This is a genomic window from Bibersteinia trehalosi USDA-ARS-USMARC-188 (genome assembly GCF_000521725.1).
In the GTDB taxonomy this organism is placed as follows: domain Bacteria; phylum Pseudomonadota; class Gammaproteobacteria; order Enterobacterales; family Pasteurellaceae; genus Bibersteinia; species Bibersteinia trehalosi.
Genome location: NZ_CP006954.1, coordinates 306838 through 325868, shown reverse-complemented (window position 1 = coordinate 325868; position 19031 = coordinate 306838). Strand labels below are relative to the sequence as shown.

General features: G+C 40.7%; 16 protein-coding genes. 8 read left to right on the top strand and 8 right to left on the bottom strand.

What is annotated here, in order from left to right; genetic code table 11:
* Positions 1 to 10: 10 nt before the first annotated feature.
* The 3 genes from F542_RS01550 to F542_RS01540 form a co-directional block, all read right to left on the bottom strand.
* Complete coding sequence (locus tag F542_RS01550; RefSeq protein ID WP_025266743.1) at positions 11 to 1027, bottom strand: LacI family DNA-binding transcriptional regulator; 1017 nt, start codon at positions 1025 to 1027, stop codon at positions 11 to 13.
* Between the two features lie 53 nt (positions 1028 to 1080).
* The gene (locus tag F542_RS01545; protein WP_015433348.1) at positions 1081 to 2511 is read right to left on the bottom strand and encodes a glycoside hydrolase family 32 protein; all 1431 of its coding nucleotides are present in this window, start codon (positions 2509 to 2511) and stop codon (positions 1081 to 1083) included.
* 98 nt (positions 2512 to 2609) lie between these two features.
* Positions 2610 to 3533, bottom strand: coding sequence for an aminoimidazole riboside kinase (locus tag F542_RS01540; RefSeq protein ID WP_015433349.1), 924 nt, complete (start codon positions 3531 to 3533; stop codon positions 2610 to 2612).
* 145 nt (positions 3534 to 3678) lie between these two features.
* Here F542_RS01540 and rluC point away from each other — a divergent pair, with 145 nt between their 5' ends.
* The 3 genes from rluC (at position 3679) to F542_RS01525 (ending at position 6085) form a co-directional block, all read left to right on the top strand.
* A complete protein-coding gene (rluC, locus tag F542_RS01535; RefSeq protein ID WP_015433350.1) occupies positions 3679 to 4638 on the top strand; it encodes a 23S rRNA pseudouridine(955/2504/2580) synthase RluC in 960 nt (319 codons plus the stop codon).
* Positions 4639 to 4736: 98 nt separating this feature from the next.
* Positions 4737 to 5258 carry a hypothetical protein gene (locus tag F542_RS01530; RefSeq protein ID WP_025266742.1) on the top strand — a complete coding sequence of 174 codons (522 nt, stop codon included), beginning with the start codon at positions 4737 to 4739 and terminating at the stop codon, positions 5256 to 5258.
* 32 nt (positions 5259 to 5290) lie between these two features.
* Positions 5291 to 6085, top strand: coding sequence for an alpha/beta hydrolase (locus F542_RS01525; RefSeq protein ID WP_038445903.1), 795 nt, complete (start codon positions 5291 to 5293; stop codon positions 6083 to 6085).
* Here F542_RS01525 and lpxB read toward each other — a convergent pair.
* Positions 6059 to 7231, bottom strand: a complete 1173-nt coding sequence (gene lpxB / locus F542_RS01520; RefSeq protein ID WP_025266741.1) for a lipid-A-disaccharide synthase — start codon at positions 7229 to 7231, stop codon at positions 6059 to 6061. The genes F542_RS01525 and lpxB overlap by 27 nt on opposite strands.
* Positions 7232 to 7420: 189 nt before the next feature.
* On the opposite strand from lpxB, the gene F542_RS01515 reads away from it, so the two are divergent.
* Complete coding sequence (locus F542_RS01515; protein ID WP_025266740.1) at positions 7421 to 8557, top strand: porin; 1137 nt, start codon at positions 7421 to 7423, stop codon at positions 8555 to 8557.
* Between the two features lie 115 nt (positions 8558 to 8672).
* Here the strand turns inward: F542_RS01515 and ppnN are convergent, their stop codons facing one another.
* The 3 genes from ppnN to asd all read right to left on the bottom strand — a co-directional run bounded on the left by ppnN (position 8673) and on the right by asd (position 12814).
* The gene (gene ppnN / locus F542_RS01510; protein WP_015433356.1) at positions 8673 to 10031 is read right to left on the bottom strand and encodes a nucleotide 5'-monophosphate nucleosidase PpnN; all 1359 of its coding nucleotides are present in this window, start codon (positions 10029 to 10031) and stop codon (positions 8673 to 8675) included.
* Positions 10032 to 10034: 3 nt separating this feature from the next.
* Positions 10035 to 11606 carry an ATP-dependent nuclease gene (locus F542_RS01505; protein WP_025266739.1) on the bottom strand — a complete coding sequence of 524 codons (1572 nt, stop codon included), beginning with the start codon at positions 11604 to 11606 and terminating at the stop codon, positions 10035 to 10037.
* A gap of 92 nt (positions 11607 to 11698) precedes the next feature.
* Entirely contained in the window at positions 11699 to 12814 is a 1116-nt protein-coding gene (gene asd / locus F542_RS01500) for an aspartate-semialdehyde dehydrogenase (protein ID WP_025266738.1), read from the bottom strand.
* A 381-nt stretch (positions 12815 to 13195) separates the two neighbouring features.
* Between asd and ptsH the strand changes: the two genes are divergently transcribed.
* The 4 genes from ptsH to miaB all read left to right on the top strand — a co-directional run bounded on the left by ptsH (position 13196) and on the right by miaB (position 17426).
* On the top strand, positions 13196 to 13453 hold the full coding sequence (gene ptsH, locus F542_RS01495; RefSeq protein WP_015433360.1) for a phosphocarrier protein Hpr: 258 nt from the start codon (positions 13196 to 13198) through the stop codon (positions 13451 to 13453).
* An 89-nt stretch (positions 13454 to 13542) separates the two neighbouring features.
* Positions 13543 to 15264 (top strand): phosphoenolpyruvate-protein phosphotransferase PtsI, encoded by a 1722-nt coding sequence (gene ptsI, locus F542_RS01490; RefSeq protein WP_015433361.1) that lies wholly within the window; start codon positions 13543 to 13545, stop codon positions 15262 to 15264.
* A gap of 69 nt (positions 15265 to 15333) precedes the next feature.
* On the top strand, positions 15334 to 15834 hold the full coding sequence (gene crr, locus F542_RS01485) for a PTS glucose transporter subunit IIA (protein ID WP_015433362.1): 501 nt from the start codon (positions 15334 to 15336) through the stop codon (positions 15832 to 15834).
* A 161-nt stretch (positions 15835 to 15995) separates the two neighbouring features.
* The gene (gene miaB / locus F542_RS01480) at positions 15996 to 17426 is read left to right on the top strand and encodes a tRNA (N6-isopentenyl adenosine(37)-C2)-methylthiotransferase MiaB (RefSeq protein WP_015433363.1); all 1431 of its coding nucleotides are present in this window, start codon (positions 15996 to 15998) and stop codon (positions 17424 to 17426) included.
* Between the two features lie 91 nt (positions 17427 to 17517).
* Here miaB and F542_RS01475 read toward each other — a convergent pair whose 3' ends face one another.
* On the bottom strand, positions 17518 to 18813 hold the full coding sequence (locus F542_RS01475) for an L-cysteine desulfidase family protein (protein ID WP_015433364.1): 1296 nt from the start codon (positions 18811 to 18813) through the stop codon (positions 17518 to 17520).
* Between the last annotated feature and the right edge of the window lie 218 nt (positions 18814 to 19031).

The following is a 19031-nucleotide window of genomic DNA, read 5'->3' as shown; positions in this document are numbered from 1 at the left end:
AAAATTTCGACTATTCTCGCCAAATTATCTGACATTCAGCTTTCACAGCATAAATTTGCTTGTTACCCTGCAATTTTTGTTGAATAAGCTTAAATAATTGCGTAACAATCTGCTCATGATCTTGTGAAATAGAATGAATATGGAATGGTAATGCATTTAACAAATGATGATCATCAAAGGTCGCAAGATGTAATTCTTGCTGAATCAATTTATCTGTGTAATTGTGTTCAGCAAGATAGCGTAATACGCCCTCCAAAATCGTATAAGATGCCGTAAATACCGCTTGTGGCAAACGTCCTAAACGCTCCACAGTTTGTTGCATTAATACATACCCAGAATGAGGCTGATAATCTTTATGCAAAATCCACTGTGCATTTTCAACCAATTCTGCGTCCGCTAAGCCTTGACGAAAGCCATTTAAACGTGAATTACTCGGTGAAAGAGAAAGCTGCCCACCAAAATAAAAAAACTCATCTAGTTGGTAACTTTTAACCATCTTCGACACTAATTCCGCAATTTTTTCACTATCCGCACTGCCTACATAACAGAGTTCTAAATCTGGCACTTGGCGATCAAGCTGTAGTAATAATGTCTGCTTTTGTACTGATTTATAATAAGTTGGATCCTGATGAGTTGGAGCAGTCACTAACAAATCGACTTGGCGATCAAGTAAGCGTTCAATCACCATTTTTTCTTGTTGAGGATTATCATCTGAACAAGCAATCAATAGATACAGTCCATTTTCACGACAAAGTTTTTCAAGTCCCTTAGCGGTCGTTGCAAAACCATAGTTCGTAAGATCAGGAATAATTAAACCGACCACATTGGTTCGGCGTAATTTTAAAGCCTTGGCATAAGCATTAGCTCGATAGCCATACTGTTTAGCAACTGCTAAGACTTTCTCTCGTGTCTCTTCTTTAATTCGATACTGATCCGCTTGCCCATTTAAAATCATACTTGCAGTGGTTTTAGATACCCCGGCGAGCAATGCGATGTCACTTAATGTCATCCGCTTTTTTATTATCATTCTCTTACTCTCAGTCATAAAAAGAGGGCGTATGATTACGCCCTCAAACACCACTATTTATAAACGATTGGTGCAATCTGTGCAACTATTGCCGTAATATTGCGTGAACTCTCTAACTGTATTGAGCGATTTGCAATGAAGAAGCGTGAAGTCATCACTTTTTCACCATCATTAATAAAAATTTCTAAGACAGAACGATCAAAATAGCACTCAAGTGTGTGCAATTCACCGACTTCACAATGGCGTAGCGAACCAAATTGTTGCATTAAGTCTGTCTGTTCTGTATGAGAACGATCTAAGCTTAATACGCCATTTTCATAGCGCAATGCTAAATGCTGCCCTTGTTCATTCTCAAAAAATTTCAACTCAAGCGGTTGATTTTGCACAGAAATTTGCAAATAGCTGCTATCTAATCCTGAGATTGCAGATTTTTCGCTTAATTCGACCGCTTGCTTTTTAGCTAATTGCACGATGGGCTGTTGTTTAATTTTGCCATTTTCTAAAGCAATTTTGCGCGGCAAACTCAGCATAGAATGCCATTTATAGAGATCGGTAGGATACGTTAAATCTGGCAATCCTACCCAACCAAATAAAATACGATCACTATTTTGTACGGTTTGTGGTGCATAGAAATCAAAGCCGTAATCTAACTCATCAAGCTGTTCTACATTGAAGCTCAAGCCATTTAATGAACCAAGAGCATAAGTCGCATGATAATTATTTTGAAAACGCGTTGCTTCGCGTAACTTACCTTGTGGTGACCAAACAAACACATTTTTACCGCTAAGTTGGAATAAATCCGGACATTCCCACATAAATACATTGTGGTTATCAAAGCCATTAATATCCAGCTCACCAAGCAAACGAGGCGTACTCTTTAAATCGTCCATCTCATATAACAATGCCGTGCCGGTGAGATTTTCCCGTTGAGCACCAAGCACAAAGCGGATTTTACCGTCTTTGGTCACAAAAGGCTTCGGATCACGTACATGTTCGCTATAGCCTTGAGGGGCTTGCTCAATAATGCAACGCTTTTCTAGTAATTTACCATCTTTGTTGAAAACTGCGATATTTTGATGTGGTACACGCTGGTTATCACTCGCTCTACGAGTATTCCCCGTATAAAACGCGACGATTTTATCCTGCCACAAGATAGCCCCTCCTGAATAGCAACCGTGGCTCTCAAACATTTCATCAGGAATAAGTGGATCGGCTTCCATATAGGACTGAAAATCAGTGGTAATAAAATGTTTCCAGTGTTTCATTCCGTGAATAGCGTCATAAGGAAACCATTGGTAAAAAATGTGATATTTTTCGCCATCAAAAATCAAACCATTTGGATCATTCAGCAAGCCTGTTGGCGGAGTAAGATGGTAGCTGGGGCGAAAATGAATATCTTGAGCTACTGTTGCCGCAATAGCGGATAATTCACCTTCAGATTGGGCATGTAGTGATTTATATTTGCCGTTGTTGAAAATTTGCATTGGAATTACCTGTGTTAATTTGTAGGGGCAGACCGAGGTGTCCGCCCAAATATCTCAAGAATTTCAAGGGCGAACACATCGGTTCGCCCCTACCAATATCATTTTGACAAAAATGTTTCTAGTTCTTCTTTACTTGGCAATGCTGACATCGCCCCTTTTTGGGTAGTTGCCAATGCACCAGACGCATTTGCTTTGCGAATAATATCAACTAAAACGCTTTCTTTTTTCCAATCGCTTGATTGGGAAAGTCCGGCGAGTAAACCACTCACGAAAGCATCGCCTGCCCCTGTGGTATCCACAGGTTTTAATGCTTTACCAGCAACTAATTTGCTTTTGCCATTTAAATGGTAAATCGCACCGTCTTTGCCGAGTGTGATGATAATCAGCTTTTCAGGATATTGTGCGGTAATCGCCGCAGTGGCTTGTTCTAAATCGGTGGTGTGAGTTAAAAGAGTTAATTCTTCTTCCGAAAATTTCAATACATCAGCTAAAGCAACCGCTTGATTCACCACCTGCTTCATCTCATCTAGCGATTTCCATAAACTTTCACGCAAGTTTGGATCAAAAGAGAAAAAACCACCAGCTTGTTTAATTCTGCGAATGGCCTCAAAAGTCGTTGAACGAGACGGATCGTTAATTAACGCAATTGAACAGCAGTGTAGCCATTCGTCAGCTTGGAATTGAGGTAGATCGGCGACTTCTAAAAATTGATCAGCACTTGGATTGACCATAAAAGTAAAACTACGCTCACCATCATCTAATCCCACAATCACCGTTGAGGTACGTTGCTTAGGATCTAAAATCATCTGTTCAACGCCAACATTTTCGGCTTTGAGCGTTTGTTGCATAAATTTACCGAGCGGATCATGCCCCACTCGTCCAATAAAGCCCGCAGAAACGCCTAAGCGGGAAACGCCAACTGCAACGTTTGCTGGTGCGCCACCGGCGCATTTTAAGTAGTGATTTTCACCATCAGGGATTAAATCCACTACCGCATCACCGAGTACCCAAATCTTGCTCATAAATGTTCCTTTTTTAGTCAAAAATATTCATGCGACATACTAGCTAAAACGGTTTAGTTTTGCAATTTATCCGACTGTTTCAGATCAAAATTCTCTGCATTTTATGATAGGATCTGCATAATTTTTTTTGTGATTAAAGTAATCTATGAACGACAAAGTCCTCAGTGCCAGTGTGCAGTTTTTTACCATCAGCGATGATGAGAGCGGGCAACGCCTTGATAATTTCTTACTTGCCAAACTCAAAGGGGTGCCCAAAAGCCTTATTTATCGTATTGTGCGAAAAGGCGAAGTGCGAGTAAACAAAGGCAGGATTAAGCCTGAATACAAATTGCAAGATGGCGATGTAGTACGAGTGCCGCCTGTGCGTGTTGCGGAAAAAAATGCCCCACAAATCTCAACTAAACTAAATAAAGTTGCCGAATTAGAGCAACAAATTCTGTTTGAAGATGATGTAATGCTAATTATCAACAAACCGTCAGGCATTGCGGTACACGGTGGTAGTGGGTTGAGTTTTGGGGTAATCGAAGCCTTGCGTGCGTTACGTCCACAAGCTCGTTTTTTAGAATTAGTCCACCGTATCGACCGTGATACTTCGGGCATCTTGCTTGTTGCCAAAAAACGCTCTGCTTTACGTTCGCTTCACGAGCAACTGCGAGAAAAAGTGGTGCAGAAAGACTATCTTGCCTTGGTGCGTGGGCAGTGGCAATCACACGTTAAAGTAATCAAAGCCCCTTTGCTGAAAAATGAACTTGCTAGCGGTGAGCGAATTGTCAAAGTCAGCCAAGACGGCAAACCATCAGAAACCCGTTTCCGCATTGAAGAACGTTACGCAAGTGCTACGCTTGTGAAAGCATCCCCAGTAACAGGCAGAACCCACCAAATCCGTGTGCATACCCAATATGCAGGTCACCCAATCGCTTGCGATGATAAATATGGTGAACGTGATTTTGACCAAAAAATGCAAGAAATTGGCTTAAACCGCTTATTTCTCCACGCCTATTCAATCCGATTCCAACACCCAAAAACAGGGGAAGAAATGGTCGTCACTGCACCGCTGGATAAGAAATTGAAAGGGGTTTTGGCGAAGTTGAGAACAATGCAATAACACCATATAAATTTAATTTTTATTGTAGGGACAAGTTTTATCCTGTCCTAAATCAACATCAAAATAGGGCAGGCTAAACCTGTCCCTATGAAATAATTATGATTTTATTACTATTCGTGCCTATATGGCTTTTTGCAGTCGGCTCTCTTATTGTAATGGGGGAAAATTACTATACACGTTATAGCGACATCTCTAATTACACTTACCTTTTGATACCTATCATTGCTTTACTACTTGCAAAAGTAAAAATTAATTTTATTGACGGAACACCTATTAAGTTGTTGCATAAACTCGCTTTTTCTGTATGGTTCGGCGGTGCTATTACCCCATATTTAAATAATCTTCATATTCGATGCTTAGGCAATGAAACACTATATAATGCGGAGGTTTTAGCTAAGCAACGAGTTTATCAAAGAGGGAAACTAAGTAGCTATAGCCATTACATAGAGATAATGCTAGATAATAATGAAAAGAAAAGATTGGATTACGCACAACTCTATCATAAGGTAGAAATCGGCTCTCAAATACAAATTAAACAAAGAACTTCAGCCTTAGGTTATTCGATTAGTTACAAAGATATTCGAGTTTTGAAAAATCAAACACAACAGGAAACACCGTGAAAAAACCACTTAGCTTTTATAATCAACTTAAAATGGAAGAACATCATCTGTTCGTGCCGTATTATAACCATCATCGCCGTATTCGGGTTTTATTGCCTGAAGGCTATTACAATGAGCCTTGGCATCGTTATCCTGTGTTGTATATGCACGATGGACAGAATGTGTTTTATAGCAAAGAGTCTTATTCGGGCTACTCTTGGAAAATTATTCCAACGATTAAAAAGCACAAAGAATTTCCAAAATTTATTGTAGTGGGAATTGATAACGCAGGTGAACGCCGTTTAGATGAATATGGCCCGTGGCAAACGAATACTGGCACACACGATTTTTCTAACGCTGGCGGTGATGGAATTAAATATGGCGATTGGGTAGTCCATCATGTTAAGCCCTTTATTGATTACCATTATCGCACAATGCCAGAGCGAGAAAATACGCTACTTGCGGGGAGTTCAATGGGCGGGATAATTACCGCCTATATGGGGGCAGCTTATCCGAATGTTTTTGGGCATTTAGGCGTATTTTCATTGGCTTCATGGTTTAGTGAACCTGATTTTCTGGATTTCTTACATAAAAAACCGCTCAACCACGATAACCGCGTTTTTATCCAAGTGGGAACAAACGAAGGTGATGAAGTCGATGCTAAATTTATTCAAAATATGAATCAAGCCTACATCGACTGCACTCTACATTATTATCAAGCATTAATCCGTACAGGGCATCCGCTTGATAATATCCGCCTGAAAATAATGGCGAACGAAATTCATCACGAAAGCCACTGGGCATATCATTTCGTGGAATTTTTACGATTTTCGCTCTTGCGACAATAAATCTACTACTGCTTGCGCCGCCTGCTTATCAGCATCGCATTGAATCTGTTGATGAAGCTCGACAAACCGCTGTTTTAATTCAGCGGTTTTTTGCTGAGCAGTAGGTTCATCAGAGAGATACTCGCCTAAATGCTTTGCAAGATTTTGTGGATTACATTCTGCTTGTATCAACTCAGGCACAAGCGGTGCATTTGCGAGTAAATTTGGCAAAGAGATGTAATCTGTTTTGACTAAACGCTTAGCAAGCCAATAAGTCAGAGGTTTCATTCGATACCCTACCACCATTGGCGACTTACATAACATTGCTTCCAATGCTGCTGTGCCTGAAGCGAGCAAAGTTGCATCGGCAGCAATCATCGCTTGACGGGCATTACCATCAAGCAAAATCAGATCTAAATCAGGGGCAAAACGAGCCTTTATCTCAATAAACTGTTCACGCCGTTTTTGATTAACCAAGGGAACAAGAAATTGCAAATCAGGGAATCTTGCTTTCAATAATTGTGCGGTTTGTAAGAAAGGCTCTGCCAAAAAGCCCACTTCACTGCCTCGACTACCGACCAAAATCGCGAGATAACGTTGGTTTGGATCAAGATTTAAGTTGGCACAAGCCTCTGCTCGATTTGGCTCAATCGCAATACTGTCTGCCATGGTATGCCCGATAAAACGGCACGGCACATCAAAACGATCATAAAACGCCTTTTCAAACGGCAAAAAGGCAAGCACCATATCAACCGCTCGCTTGATTTTAAACACTCGCTTTTGCCGCCATGCCCACACTGACGGACTCACATAGTGAATTGTTTTGATCCCTGCAGTTTTAAGTTTTTCTTCTACCGTCAAATTAAAATCAGGGGCATCAATCCCAATAAATACATCAGGCTTTAATTGCAGCATCTTGTCTATCACCTGTTGACGGCGTTTGAGCAATCTCGGTAAATGTTTCAATACTTCTGCTAACCCCATTACCGAAAGTTCTTCCATATCAAACAAGGTTTCGCAACCGGCACTGAGCATATGCTCGCCTGCAACACCAATAAAACGGGCATTGGGATAATGTTGTTTAAGCGCATCGATCAAGCCTGCCCCTAAAATATCGCCTGAGACTTCGCCAGCAACAATCGCAATAGTTGGAGATAAAGTGGTCATATTTTGCAAAAAATTAAGAAAAAACAACCGCTATTATAGGGTGTTCGGCCTTACAACCGCAAACAGTGTTATAACACTTCTGCATATGGCAGAACAAAATCCGATTGACTTTGCGCAACGGAGTACACTACACTTCATTTGGAGATTATTTTCCATTTATAATTATTTGTCTTTTGTGGGAGCAAACTTATGAAAAAAACTCTGTTAGCATTAAGCGTTGCGGCATTTGCAGCACATTCTGCCTCAGCATTAACTATCGTTGATAGCCAAGAAACAGGCACGAAAGTGGACTTTACAGGTTCTCTACGTTTAATGTGGAAAAGCACTTCAGATCGTTCAACTAGCGCAAACCACGTAGTAACTCGTAACCACGTTAACCACGCAATTAGTAACAATGGTTCACGTTTTGGTTTCAAAATTACACAAGATTTAGCAGAAGGGTTCTATGCATTAGGACGTGTTGAATGGCGTGCTCGTGGTATGGATACTGAAGGTGTTTCTTCATCACAACATGATTTCGACCACCTTTATGTGCGTCAGCTTTATGCAGGTATTGGTCATAAGCAATTAGGTGAATTAACTTACGGTAACCAAACCACCATTACCGATGAAGTAAAACAAACCGATTTGCCAAATACCTTAAGCCTAAGTGACGGTTTATTGGATTTTGCAGCACGTCGTTCAGTACAATATGTTTACAACGGCGTAGAAGGCTTACGTATTGGTGGTTACTATGCGGGTAGCAGCAAGCGTAATGATGCAAACCGCGATTTAGCACAAAAACGTGATAATGAATATGGTGCTGGTGCAACTTACCGTTGGCAATTAGCTGATAACCAAAGCGTGAAATTCGGCGCAGGTTTTACCCGTGAAAACTATAAAGCAAATGCGGCATTACCAGAATTCAACCGTGTCGCTTACGCATTTGGTACGGCTTATACTTTCGGAGCAACAACGCTTGGTCTTGATTTAGAACGTCGCAATACTGAAGATCAATATGTTATTGGTAACGAGCGTGTTGAAAAAGAAGTGCGTACCGTATTATTCCATCGTTTAACTGATCAATGGAATGCTTATGGGATGTACGCTCACAAACGTAACAAATTAAACGCAGTAAATGGCGTAACATCTGAAAGCCGAAAAAACCAATTTATGATTGGTACTGAACACGCTATTGCCAAAGAGACACTTGCACAATACAAACTGCGCGCGAAAGCATTCTTAGAATGGCAAACTACCCGTACTAAACACTATACAAACGGCGTTCAAACTGGCAATAAATCACGCAATAATACCACCGTTGCCGGCTTCCGTGTTTACTGGTAAGCATACAAGCGCTCGAGTTCTGGCTTAATTTTGCAAAAAATTATCCAAATTAAACCGCTTGCTTAACTTAAACGAGAAATCCCAAAGACTAACACCTTTGGGATTTTTATTTAGATTACACAATCTCATAACAGGGCTGATAAGGTTCATCACTTGGCAATTTCATACGATCTTGCTCAATAAAATCCCACAATAAGCGATCAATTTTTGCCATTAACGCCGGATCCCCCGAAAGCTTAAATCGGCCTTTTTGTTCAATTTGCTCAACAGTTTCTGATTTTATATTCCCCGCCACAATACCAGAAAATGCTCGGCGCAAATTGGCAACGAGTTCAGATTGTGGTTGCTCAAGAGTCAGATTCAGTGCTGCCATATTTTCATGGGTTGGGAAAAATGGCTGCTGTAATTCCTCCGCAATTTTGAGCGTCCAATTAAACGCATAAGAATCACCAATTACACGGCGATATTCTTTAATCTCTTTCATTGAACGACTTACTTTTTGCGCCACTTGCACAGGATCATTAATAATAATTTCATACATGGCTTGCGCCTGCTTACCCAGCGTTTCACCAATAAAACGATCAATCGCATCGAAATAAGCACGACTTTCTTCTGGTCCAGTTAAAATCAGTGGTAGTTTCTGCTGGCTATTTTCGGGGTTCAGTTTCACCCCTAAAATATAGAGTAGCTCTTCAAATGTCCCTGGGCCACCAGGGAAAATAATAATTGCATGCCCTAATCGTACAAAAGCTTCTAAGCGCTTTTCAATATCTGGCATAATCACCAATTCATTCACAATCGGATTAGGTGGTTCAGAAGCAATAATTGACGGCTCGGTCACCCCAATAAAACGGCTATTGCGATAACGTTGGTTCGCATGCCCTACTGCCGCCCCTTTCATTGGAGCCTCCATCACACCAGTGCCACAGCCGGTCATGATATTCATTTCACGCAAGCCCAGTTCCAAACCAACCGCTCGGCAATATTGGTATTCTATCTCACTAATTGAATGCCCACCCCAACAAACGGCAATATTAGGATCATTATTCAGCGGCAACATTTTTGCATTACGCAAAATCAGAAAAATCTGGTTGGTTTGTGCAGTCGTCAGGTTTCGTTCACCAATTTGTACACAAGGTGTGAGCGCATTCAAAAATAGAATATCGCGCAAAACAGCAAAGAGATGATATTGAATATTCAAAATCATTTTATCATCGACAAATGCAGACTCCGGCGGATTGTGTAATTCCAGCGCCATTCCCCGCTCATGACGAATAAGATTGATTTTAAAATCACGGTAACGACTTAACAAGGCACGACTGTCATCAGTAATCGCCCCCGAATTTAATACCGCTAATGCACAGTTACGAAATAACGTGTAGAGCTCCCCTTCAGCTTGCTCGGTAAGTAGCTCCATTTCCAAATGTGACAGCTGCTCCATACTGCCCTTCGCTTCAATATGATAGATATTCATGTTTTATCCTTTAGTTAAATTAAGTACCTTTCTAAACATTCGCTGTAATAGAATTGGAATTGCATGTTTGCCCTGACGTTCAATCTCGCCGGCAAGGGCTATGGCTAAATCTGGCTTTGAGCTCTTTTTTATCGCCTGCTGAATAATACGGCTTGCAGGACGAGAACTGCTCAAATCTTGCCAGCGAGCAAGCCGCACAAAAACATGCTCAAAACCTGAAAAATAAAGAAAATGCTCAATATCACGTTTTGGTAAAAGTGTTAAACGTGTAAGCAGAGTTTCATTTTTATCTAATAATGATCTAACCGTATCTGCATATTTCTTACCAGCGCTATCGCCATCAGCTAAAACATGCCATTCAATCCCCATTGCTTTAACATATTTAATCAAAGGAGAAAGCCCGCACTGGGCAAACTCAACAATCTTTATGCCCTCTAGCTCCAAATTCAACCCCATCTGTTCTGCTAAGGCAGAAAGAAGCCACACTTCCGTTTCACCTTCAACTAAAATCCAGCTACTGGCAAATAGCGCAAGACTACGATTATAGTGAATATGGAATGTGAGCCGCCGTAATGCTTGCTTCGACAAACTATGCTGGCTTAAACGATAGGTTTTAATTTCATTAGACGTACGTACTAGGCGGCAAATTTCATGCAATGCCACTTGCGAAAGTAATTCCACGGAATTAGTTGTTGTAATTCGCTGTAAAGGCAAATAGCTGATAAGCTCCCACATAATTGCAACTAAACGCGGATGTAGACGCGCATCGGGATCTTCAAATAATACGATAGGATGTATGCCATCTACTGGCATTAATGCCCCCTCTGCAACAAAAAGCTGAGAAAACAGGCGAAATAACCGCTGACGTAATTCTCGATCCCCCAAACGTAGTAAATAACACAATTCTTTGACCTTCCCCCATAATGCAGAGAGATCTTGCAGCTTCGAACCAACAAACTGCCTTGCTTCATGATTAAAATAATAGTATTGAATTAGTAATGAAAAGGCTTGAATTTTATCGTAATAGGGCTGTTGCCGAATTTGTGGATCAAACTGACTTAAATCGACTAAATGCCGACTATCGTGTAACGCTACATGACGAATGGAGTAAATAGGAAAGCGCGCTATCAATGCTTTCACTAATTCACTCACTTTTGCTGTTTGGATCTCTCGTCCATCTTGGTCAAGAAAAGCATAATCGGTATGAATTTGATTATCTGCAGAAATCGAGCCATTTACCCTCAAATAAATCTGATAATCTTTCGCGCCATTTGCAATAAAAAAACGCTGAAACAGATAATTATGAGCATCATGTCGCTCATTTGGAAAATGCTCGGCAAAGGTGAATAATAAAGTGATTTGTTTGGTGCGCTGTCCATCTTTTTGAGCAATATGAAAGTCAGACTCACAAAAACGATACAGCGTCTGCTGATGGTTAAAAATCAAACTTAGTGCATCAAATAAACTGGTTTTACCCCAAGCGTTTTCCCCAATTAACACCATATTTGGCTGCAAGGTCATAGACAGGCGATTTATGCCCCGAAAACCAATAATTTCCAAACGTCTTAAAAACATGGTTTTTCCTTTTGCAAAAAAGCCCCGCAAAACGAGCGCTTGCAGGGCTATAAGGGTTTTAAACGCCCCTTAAGACAAAGGGGAGCCCAGATTTACTGAGTCAATTGCACCAAAATACGGCGAACAGGCTCTGCGGCACCCCATAATAATTGGTCGCCAACGGTAAAGGCTGCAAGGTATTCACCGCCCATTGCGAGTTTACGTAAACGTCCAACTGGTACGCTTAATGTACCTGTTACTTTCGCAGGGGTTAATTCACGTAAAGTGGTTTCTTTATCATTTGGAATCACTTTCACCCACTCGTTATGCGAGGCGATAATTTGTTCAATTTCTTCAAGTGGTAAATCTTTTTTGAGCTTGATGGTAAACGCTTGGCTATGGCAACGTAATGCACCGATACGCACACATAAGCCATCAACTGGAATTGGATTGTCGCTTAAACCTAGAATTTTGTTAGTTTCTGCATAGCCTTTCCACTCTTCTTTGGTTTGCCCCGTTTCTGGTAAAAGTTTATCAATCCAAGGAATAAGGCTACCGCCTAATGCTGCCCCAAAGTTTGCAGTTGGGAAATCGTCTGCTCGCATTTGTGCAGTCACTTTACGTTCAATCTCTAAAATAGAAGAGGCAGGGTCAGCCAATTCTGCTTTCACTGATTGCTCTAAAATGCCCATCTGTGAAAGCAATTCACGCATATTTTTTGCACCCGCACCAGATGCCGCTTGATAGGTCGCCACTGATACCCATTCAACCAAATCTTTCTCAAACAAGCCACCAATTGCCATTAACATAAGGCTTACTGTACAGTTGCCGCCGACAAAGGTTTTAATGCCATTTTTTAAGCCTTCATCAATCACATTTTGGTTGACAGGATCTAATACGATGATGGCATCTTTTTCCATACGCAACGCAGATGCCGCATCAATCCAGTAACCATTCCAACCTGTTGCTTTTAATTTTGGATAAACTTCGTTGGTGTAATCGCCGCCTTGACAGGTAACAATGATGTCTAATTTTTGTAGTTCTTCAATGTCAAAAGCATTTTTGAGTGTGCCTGCATCTTTGCCTGCAAAAGTTGGGGCTTTTTGGCCCGCTTGTGAAGTGGTGAAAAAGATAGGGTTAATGTTAGCGAAGTTATTCTCTTGTACCATTCTGTCCATTAAAACAGAACCCACCATACCACGCCAACCGACAAAACCGACATTTTGCATTTTTTGCTCCTAAAAAGTTGTGTTTGTTTAAAGTGAAAATAGGATAAATACAAGATTTTATGCACAATTGCAAATGATTTAATTTATTTGCCAAATTTTGCTCAGCAGCCTAAGAAATTACTAATAATTCAAATTAATTCACTCCTTAAAATTTTAGTCATCGTTTGCCTAGTAACACCAATAAGGCATTTGATTTTTATCAAAAATCTGGCGAGTTTCGCGACGAATTAAATAAATTTATTAAATTAATTGCGAAATTCAGCCCGTTTGAGCGTGTAATTAGCTCAATTTTGTAGTAAAGTGAGCGCCGTATTTTAGACATTCTTCCATGATGTCTTAACAGATTTTTTTAACTTTATTTGATAAAAGAGGAAGTTCTTTATGTACTCAAAAGAAGTAACGATTACGGCTCCAAATGGATTGCATACCCGCCCTGCGGCTGAGTTTGTGAAAGTAGCAAAAAGTTTCGCTTCAAGCATTACCGTAGTATCTGGCGGTAAAGAAGCGAGCGCAAAAAGTCTGTTCAAATTACAAACTTTAGGCTTAACTCAAGGTACCGTTATCACTATTTCTGCTGAAGGCGAAGACGAGCAAAAAGCGGTCGATACGCTAGTAGATTTAATCCCTACTTTGGAATAATCCGCACTGAATTGACGACTTTATCGTTTTGCCGATAAAGTCGTTTATGCTATTTAGCACCATTGAATCATTCCCTAAAGGACTCATTTATGATTACAGGTATTCCTGCGTCTCCTGGTATCGTCTTTGGTAAAGCACTTGTACTAAAAGAAGAACCAATTATTCTCAACACGCAAAAAATCACACCAAATCAAGTTGATAGTGAAAAAGCCAAATTTTTTGCAGGTCGTGAAAAAGCGGCTGAGCAGCTTATCGCTATCAAAGAAAAGGCTAAACGCACATTAGGCGAAGAAAAAGAGGCTATCTTTGAAGGTCATTTAATGATCTTAGAAGATGAAGAATTAGAAGAAGAAATTCTTGCTTATCTAGAAGAGAATTTAGTCACTGCAGATGTTGCGGCTAGCAAAATCATTGATATGCAGGTAGCAATGTTATCTGAAATTGATGATGAATATCTAAAAGAACGTGCTGGCGATATCCGTGATATTGGTAACCGTCTAATTCGTAACATTCTTGGTATGCATATCATTGATTTAGGTGATATTCAGGAAGAAGTAATCTTAGTTGCTTACGACTTAACACCATCAGAAACTGCACAGCTAAACTTAGATAAAGTGCTGGGATTTGTTACCGATATTGGTGGTCGTACCTCTCACACCTCAATCATGGCACGTTCTTTAGAACTACCGGCAATTGTGGGAACAAATAATGTCACCAGCCTTGTAAATACTGGCGATACATTAATTTTAGATGCAATTAATAATAGCGTAGAAATTAACCCTAGCGCAGAAAAATTAGCCGCAGCCCAAACATTACAAGACAAAATCGCAGCCGAAAAAGCCGAATTAGCTAAATTAAAAGACCTACCAGCTGAAACCTTAGATGGACATCGTGTTGAGGTTGTAGGAAATATTGGTACAATTCGTGATGTGGACGGCGTACTACGTAATGGTGGCGAAGGAGTTGGCTTATATCGTACCGAGTTCCTATTTATGGATAGAAACCAATTACCAGGTGAAGAAGAACAATTCCAAGCTTACAAAGAAATTGTCGAAGCAATGCAAGGTAAATTAGTCGTATTGCGTACGATGGATATTGGTGGTGATAAAGATTTGCCTTATTTAGAATTACCAAAAGAAATGAATCCATTCTTAGGCTGGCGTGCGGTACGGATCGGCTTAGATCGTCGTGAAATCTTGAATACCCAGTTACGTGCAGTATTACGAGCATCTGCATTTGGTAAGCTTGCAGTCATGTTCCCAATGATTATCTCTGTGGAAGAGATCCGCACTCTAAAAGGCATTATTGCTGAGTTAAAAGAGCAATTGCATATTGAAGGGAAAGCCTTTGATAATAATCTACAAGTTGGCGTAATGGTGGAAACCCCGTCTGCTGCGGTCAATGCTCGCCACTTGGCAAAAGAAGTTGATTTCTTCAGCATTGGCACAAATGACTTAACTCAATATACATTAGCGGTAGATCGCGGTAATGAGCTCATTGCGCACTTATACAACCCAATGACGCCGTCAGTGCTAAATCTCATTAAACAGGTGATTGATGCATCGCATGCTGAAGGTAAATGGACAGGAATGTGTGGAGAATTAGCTGGTGATGTTAAAGCAACCGCTTTACTGCTTGGCATGGGCTTAGACGAATTTAGCATGAGCGGTATCTCTGTACCACATGTGAAAAAACTTGTTCGCAGTATCAATTTCGCACAAGCTAAAGCACTTGCTGATGAAGCATTAGCACAACCAACTGCGGCAGATATCGAAAAATTAATTGACGAATTCTACCAAAAACTCAATTAAACAATACAAATGCAAAATTCTCGTATAAAATATGCGGGAATTTTGTTCATAAATGAATGGAGACTAACTATGGGATTTCTTGATAAAATCTTTGGTAAGAAAGAAGCTGTTGCTAAAGAAGTAAAGATTTACGCGCCTCTTTCTGGTGAGATTGTGAATATTGAAGATGTGCCCGATGTGGTATTTTCTGAGAAAATTGTAGGAGATGGTGTAGCAATCAAACCTGCTGGTGATACTATTGTAGCGCCTGTTAATGGTACGATTGGTAAAATTTTTGAAACCAATCACGCATTTTCTATTGAATCAGAAGAAGGTGTTGAGCTATTTGTTCACTTCGGCATTGATACTGTAGAGCTAAAAGGTGAAGGCTTTACCCGCTTAGCTGAAGAAGGACAGAGCGTAAAAATTGGTGACCCAATTATCAAATTTGATCTCGCGTTTTTAACTGATAAAGCAAAATCAGTATTAACTCCTATCGTGATTTCCAATATGGATGAAATCAGTAACTTACAAAAATTGTCTGGCGAAGTTAAACAAGGCGAAAGTGTCGTATTGACCTTAACCAAATAATTTGCAAAAAATAGTGAAACCACGACCGCTTGTCGTGGTTTTTTTATAGCCAAAATCCAATCAAACGGGTAGAATAGCGCCCAAATTTTTGCGTAAAGCCTAAGTTAAATTATGCTTTACGCTTTTCTTTTCTAACTATTTGATTCACTTATTATTTTACAATGACACAGAAATTACATATTACCACTTGGGGCTGCCAAATGAATGAGTATGACTCTTCAAAAATGGCGGATTTACTCAATTCTACACACGGTTTTGAACTCACCGAAAATCCTGAAGATGCCGATGTTTTACTGCTAAATACATGTTCTATCCGCGAGAAAGCACAGGAAAAAGTGTTTTCTCAACTAGGACGTTGGAAAAACTGGAAGCAAGACAAACCTGATCTTATCATTGGCGTTGGAGGCTGCGTGGCTTCTCAAGAAGGCGAACACATTCGTGAGCGCGCACCTTATGTGGATATTATTTTTGGGCCACAGACCTTACATCGCTTACCTGAAATGATTAACCAAATTCGTGGCGGTAAAAGTTCAGTGGTGGATATTTCTTTCCCTGAAATAGAGAAATTTGACCGCTTGCCAGAGCCGAAAGCAGAAGGCCCTACCGCATTCGTTTCCATTATGGAAGGCTGTAATAAATACTGCTCATTCTGCGTGGTGCCTTACACTCGTGGGGAAGAAGTGAGCCGTCCGGTGGACGATGTATTATTTGAAATCGCTCAACTTGCCGAACAAGGCGTGCGTGAGGTCAATTTACTTGGACAAAATGTAAATGCCTATCGTGGTGAAACCTTTGACGGCGGCATCTGTACTTTTGCTGAATTACTCCGTTTAGTGGCGAGTATTGACGGTATTGATCGCCTGCGTTTTACCACTAGCCACCCGATTGAATTTAGTGATGATATTATTGAAGTCTATCGCGATACACCAGAATTAGTGAGTTTCTTGCACTTACCAATTCAAAGCGGTTCAGACCGAGTTCTAACCATGATGAAACGTAGCCACACCGCATTAGAATATAAAGCGATTATCCGCAAACTGCGTGAAGCTCGTTCAAATATTCAAATCAGTTCAGATTTCATTGTTGGTTTTCCGGGCGAAACCGCCAAAGATTTTGAAGATACCATGAAAATCATCGAGCAAGTTAATTTTGATATGAGTTTTAGCTTTATCTACTCTGCTCGTCCAGGCACACCAGCGGCGGATTTACCTGATGATGTGAGCGATGATGAGAAAAAAGAGCGACTCTATCGCCTACAACAACGCATTAACCACCAAGCTCAGCAATTTAGCCGCTTAATGCTCGGTACAGAACAGCGTATTTTGGTCGAAGGCCCAAGCAAAAAAGACATTATGGAACTTACAGGCAGAACGGAAACTAACCGCATTGTGAATTTCCAAGGCACACCAGATATGATTGGTAAATTTGTTGATGTAAAAATTACCGATGTTTACACTAACTCATTGCGTGGCGAAGTCGTTCGCACCGAAGAGCAGATGGGATTGCGTGTGGTGCAATCGCCACAAGCCGTTATCCAACGCACTCGTAAAGAAGATGAGCTAGGCGTGGGAAAATATGTGGTAAATTTGTAAAATTTTGTTGAGAACAGACCGCTTGTAAGCGGTCTGTTTGACTATATTGAGATGAAAAGCCAGCACCAATTCATTTAACTGCCTGACAACCCTAGCATTCTTGCCCCTTTGCCGACATAATTTCAATGATCTGCCTATCCATATAAACCATAGATTTTGATGCGATAGCACAAAGGTTGTTGATCGATTTATCGACACTATGTTCTACAATCCCTTCATCCCCTGTTACACGGCTATTTTCTAATGCCATCAGCACAGCCTTGTAAGCAGACGAAACGCCTGTTGAGACTTTCATTGCACAGCTATTGGCTGCACCATCACAAAGCACGCCACTAATATCACCAATCATACTGCAAATTGCTTGACTTACCGCTTTGAAATCCCCCCCCAGCAAATATGCCATTCCCGCAGCACTGCCCATTGCCGCGGTTGTTACTGCACAAAGCGCCGAAAGTTTCGGTAGCTTAGAGTGAATATAAATCGCAATGGTATGCGACAAAAATAGCGCTCGAATAAGCTGTTCATCATCGGCATCAACAAAACGTGCAACAACAACTGAGGGCATTGTAGCCGCAATCCCCTGATTACCTGAACCAGAATTACTCATCGCCGGTAACAGCGCTCCGCCCATACGCGCATCGCTCGCGGCAGTCGTTTCAATCACAATTTTGCTCAATAAATCATCTGACATTAACCCACGTGCAATCTGATTTTTTAATGTTCGCCCAATATGCAATCCATATTCTTGTGCCAGCCCTTCTTTAGAAAGCGCCGCATTTAATTGTGCAGATTCAGCAATAAAAGCGAGCTGCTCTAATGGTGCTTGCATAGCAAAATCATAGATTTGCTGAGCAGAAAGATGCTCAAAAAAAGCATACTCATCTGGAATATCTACTGCTTGTACGGCTTGTTCAAACAATACCTCACCATTTTTCTCAATTCGCACAACATTTGTATGACTATCCTGAATGCATACTTTTACCCAATCGTGTTCTCCGAGTAATAGCGCCTCGGAATAGAGTGGAAAATCCACATTAGCAATATCAACACTCACTTTAGGAAGAAAATCTTTGGCTGCCAGCACATCCGTAGGCTGAATCTTTTTTAACACTTCCAAACCGGCATGCGCATCTCCTGCAATAGCACCAATACTTGCAGCAATAGGTAAACCAACCATTCCCGTACCTGGTACAGTAACCCCCATACCATTTTTCATTAGATTAGGTGATACCTTAGCTTGAATTGCGCTTAATGGCGAAGAGAGATAGGATTTTGCAATTGCCGCAGCAAGCGCAAGAGAAATTGGTTCAGTACAACCTAAAGCCGGTGCGACATCGCGCCTAACAATTGCAAGCAGTTGATCTGAAAAAGGAAATTGAGTATGCATCTTATTAATTCTCTATCATTTTTGCATAAAATGATGCCATTCTACCCGCTTGTCGGCTAAAAATCATAAATTTTTCCTTGCTTAATAATGAATAAAAATGCAAAATAAATGCATAAATTTTCACAAAACACACAACATCAACAAATTTTGCGATTTTTACTTGAACGCAACCGTTTGCTTGATTAAACTTAGCCGCCTTACTTCTAAGGCGAATCAAT

Bases quoted from the DNA above. Each gene is read 5' to 3' on its own strand.
- F542_RS01550 (WP_025266743.1), bottom strand. From the start codon at position 1,027: ATGATAATAAAAAAGCGGATGACATTAAGTGACATCGCATTGCTCGCC.
- F542_RS01545 (WP_015433348.1), bottom strand. From the start codon at position 2,511: ATGCAAATTTTCAACAACGGCAAATATAAATCACTACATGCCCAATCT.
- F542_RS01540 (WP_015433349.1), bottom strand. From the start codon at position 3,533: ATGAGCAAGATTTGGGTACTCGGTGATGCGGTAGTGGATTTAATCCCT.
- rluC (WP_015433350.1), top strand. From the start codon at position 3,679: ATGAACGACAAAGTCCTCAGTGCCAGTGTGCAGTTTTTTACCATCAGC.
- F542_RS01530 (WP_025266742.1), top strand. From the start codon at position 4,737: ATGATTTTATTACTATTCGTGCCTATATGGCTTTTTGCAGTCGGCTCT.
- F542_RS01525 (WP_038445903.1), top strand. From the start codon at position 5,291: ATGGAAGAACATCATCTGTTCGTGCCGTATTATAACCATCATCGCCGT.
- lpxB (WP_025266741.1), bottom strand. From the start codon at position 7,231: ATGACCACTTTATCTCCAACTATTGCGATTGTTGCTGGCGAAGTCTCA.
- F542_RS01515 (WP_025266740.1), top strand. From the start codon at position 7,421: ATGAAAAAAACTCTGTTAGCATTAAGCGTTGCGGCATTTGCAGCACAT.
- ppnN (WP_015433356.1), bottom strand. From the start codon at position 10,031: ATGAATATCTATCATATTGAAGCGAAGGGCAGTATGGAGCAGCTGTCA.
- F542_RS01505 (WP_025266739.1), bottom strand. From the start codon at position 11,606: ATGTTTTTAAGACGTTTGGAAATTATTGGTTTTCGGGGCATAAATCGC.
- asd (WP_025266738.1), bottom strand. From the start codon at position 12,814: ATGCAAAATGTCGGTTTTGTCGGTTGGCGTGGTATGGTGGGTTCTGTT.
- ptsH (WP_015433360.1), top strand. From the start codon at position 13,196: ATGTACTCAAAAGAAGTAACGATTACGGCTCCAAATGGATTGCATACC.
- ptsI (WP_015433361.1), top strand. From the start codon at position 13,543: ATGATTACAGGTATTCCTGCGTCTCCTGGTATCGTCTTTGGTAAAGCA.
- crr (WP_015433362.1), top strand. From the start codon at position 15,334: ATGGGATTTCTTGATAAAATCTTTGGTAAGAAAGAAGCTGTTGCTAAA.
- miaB (WP_015433363.1), top strand. From the start codon at position 15,996: ATGACACAGAAATTACATATTACCACTTGGGGCTGCCAAATGAATGAG.
- F542_RS01475 (WP_015433364.1), bottom strand. From the start codon at position 18,813: ATGCATACTCAATTTCCTTTTTCAGATCAACTGCTTGCAATTGTTAGG.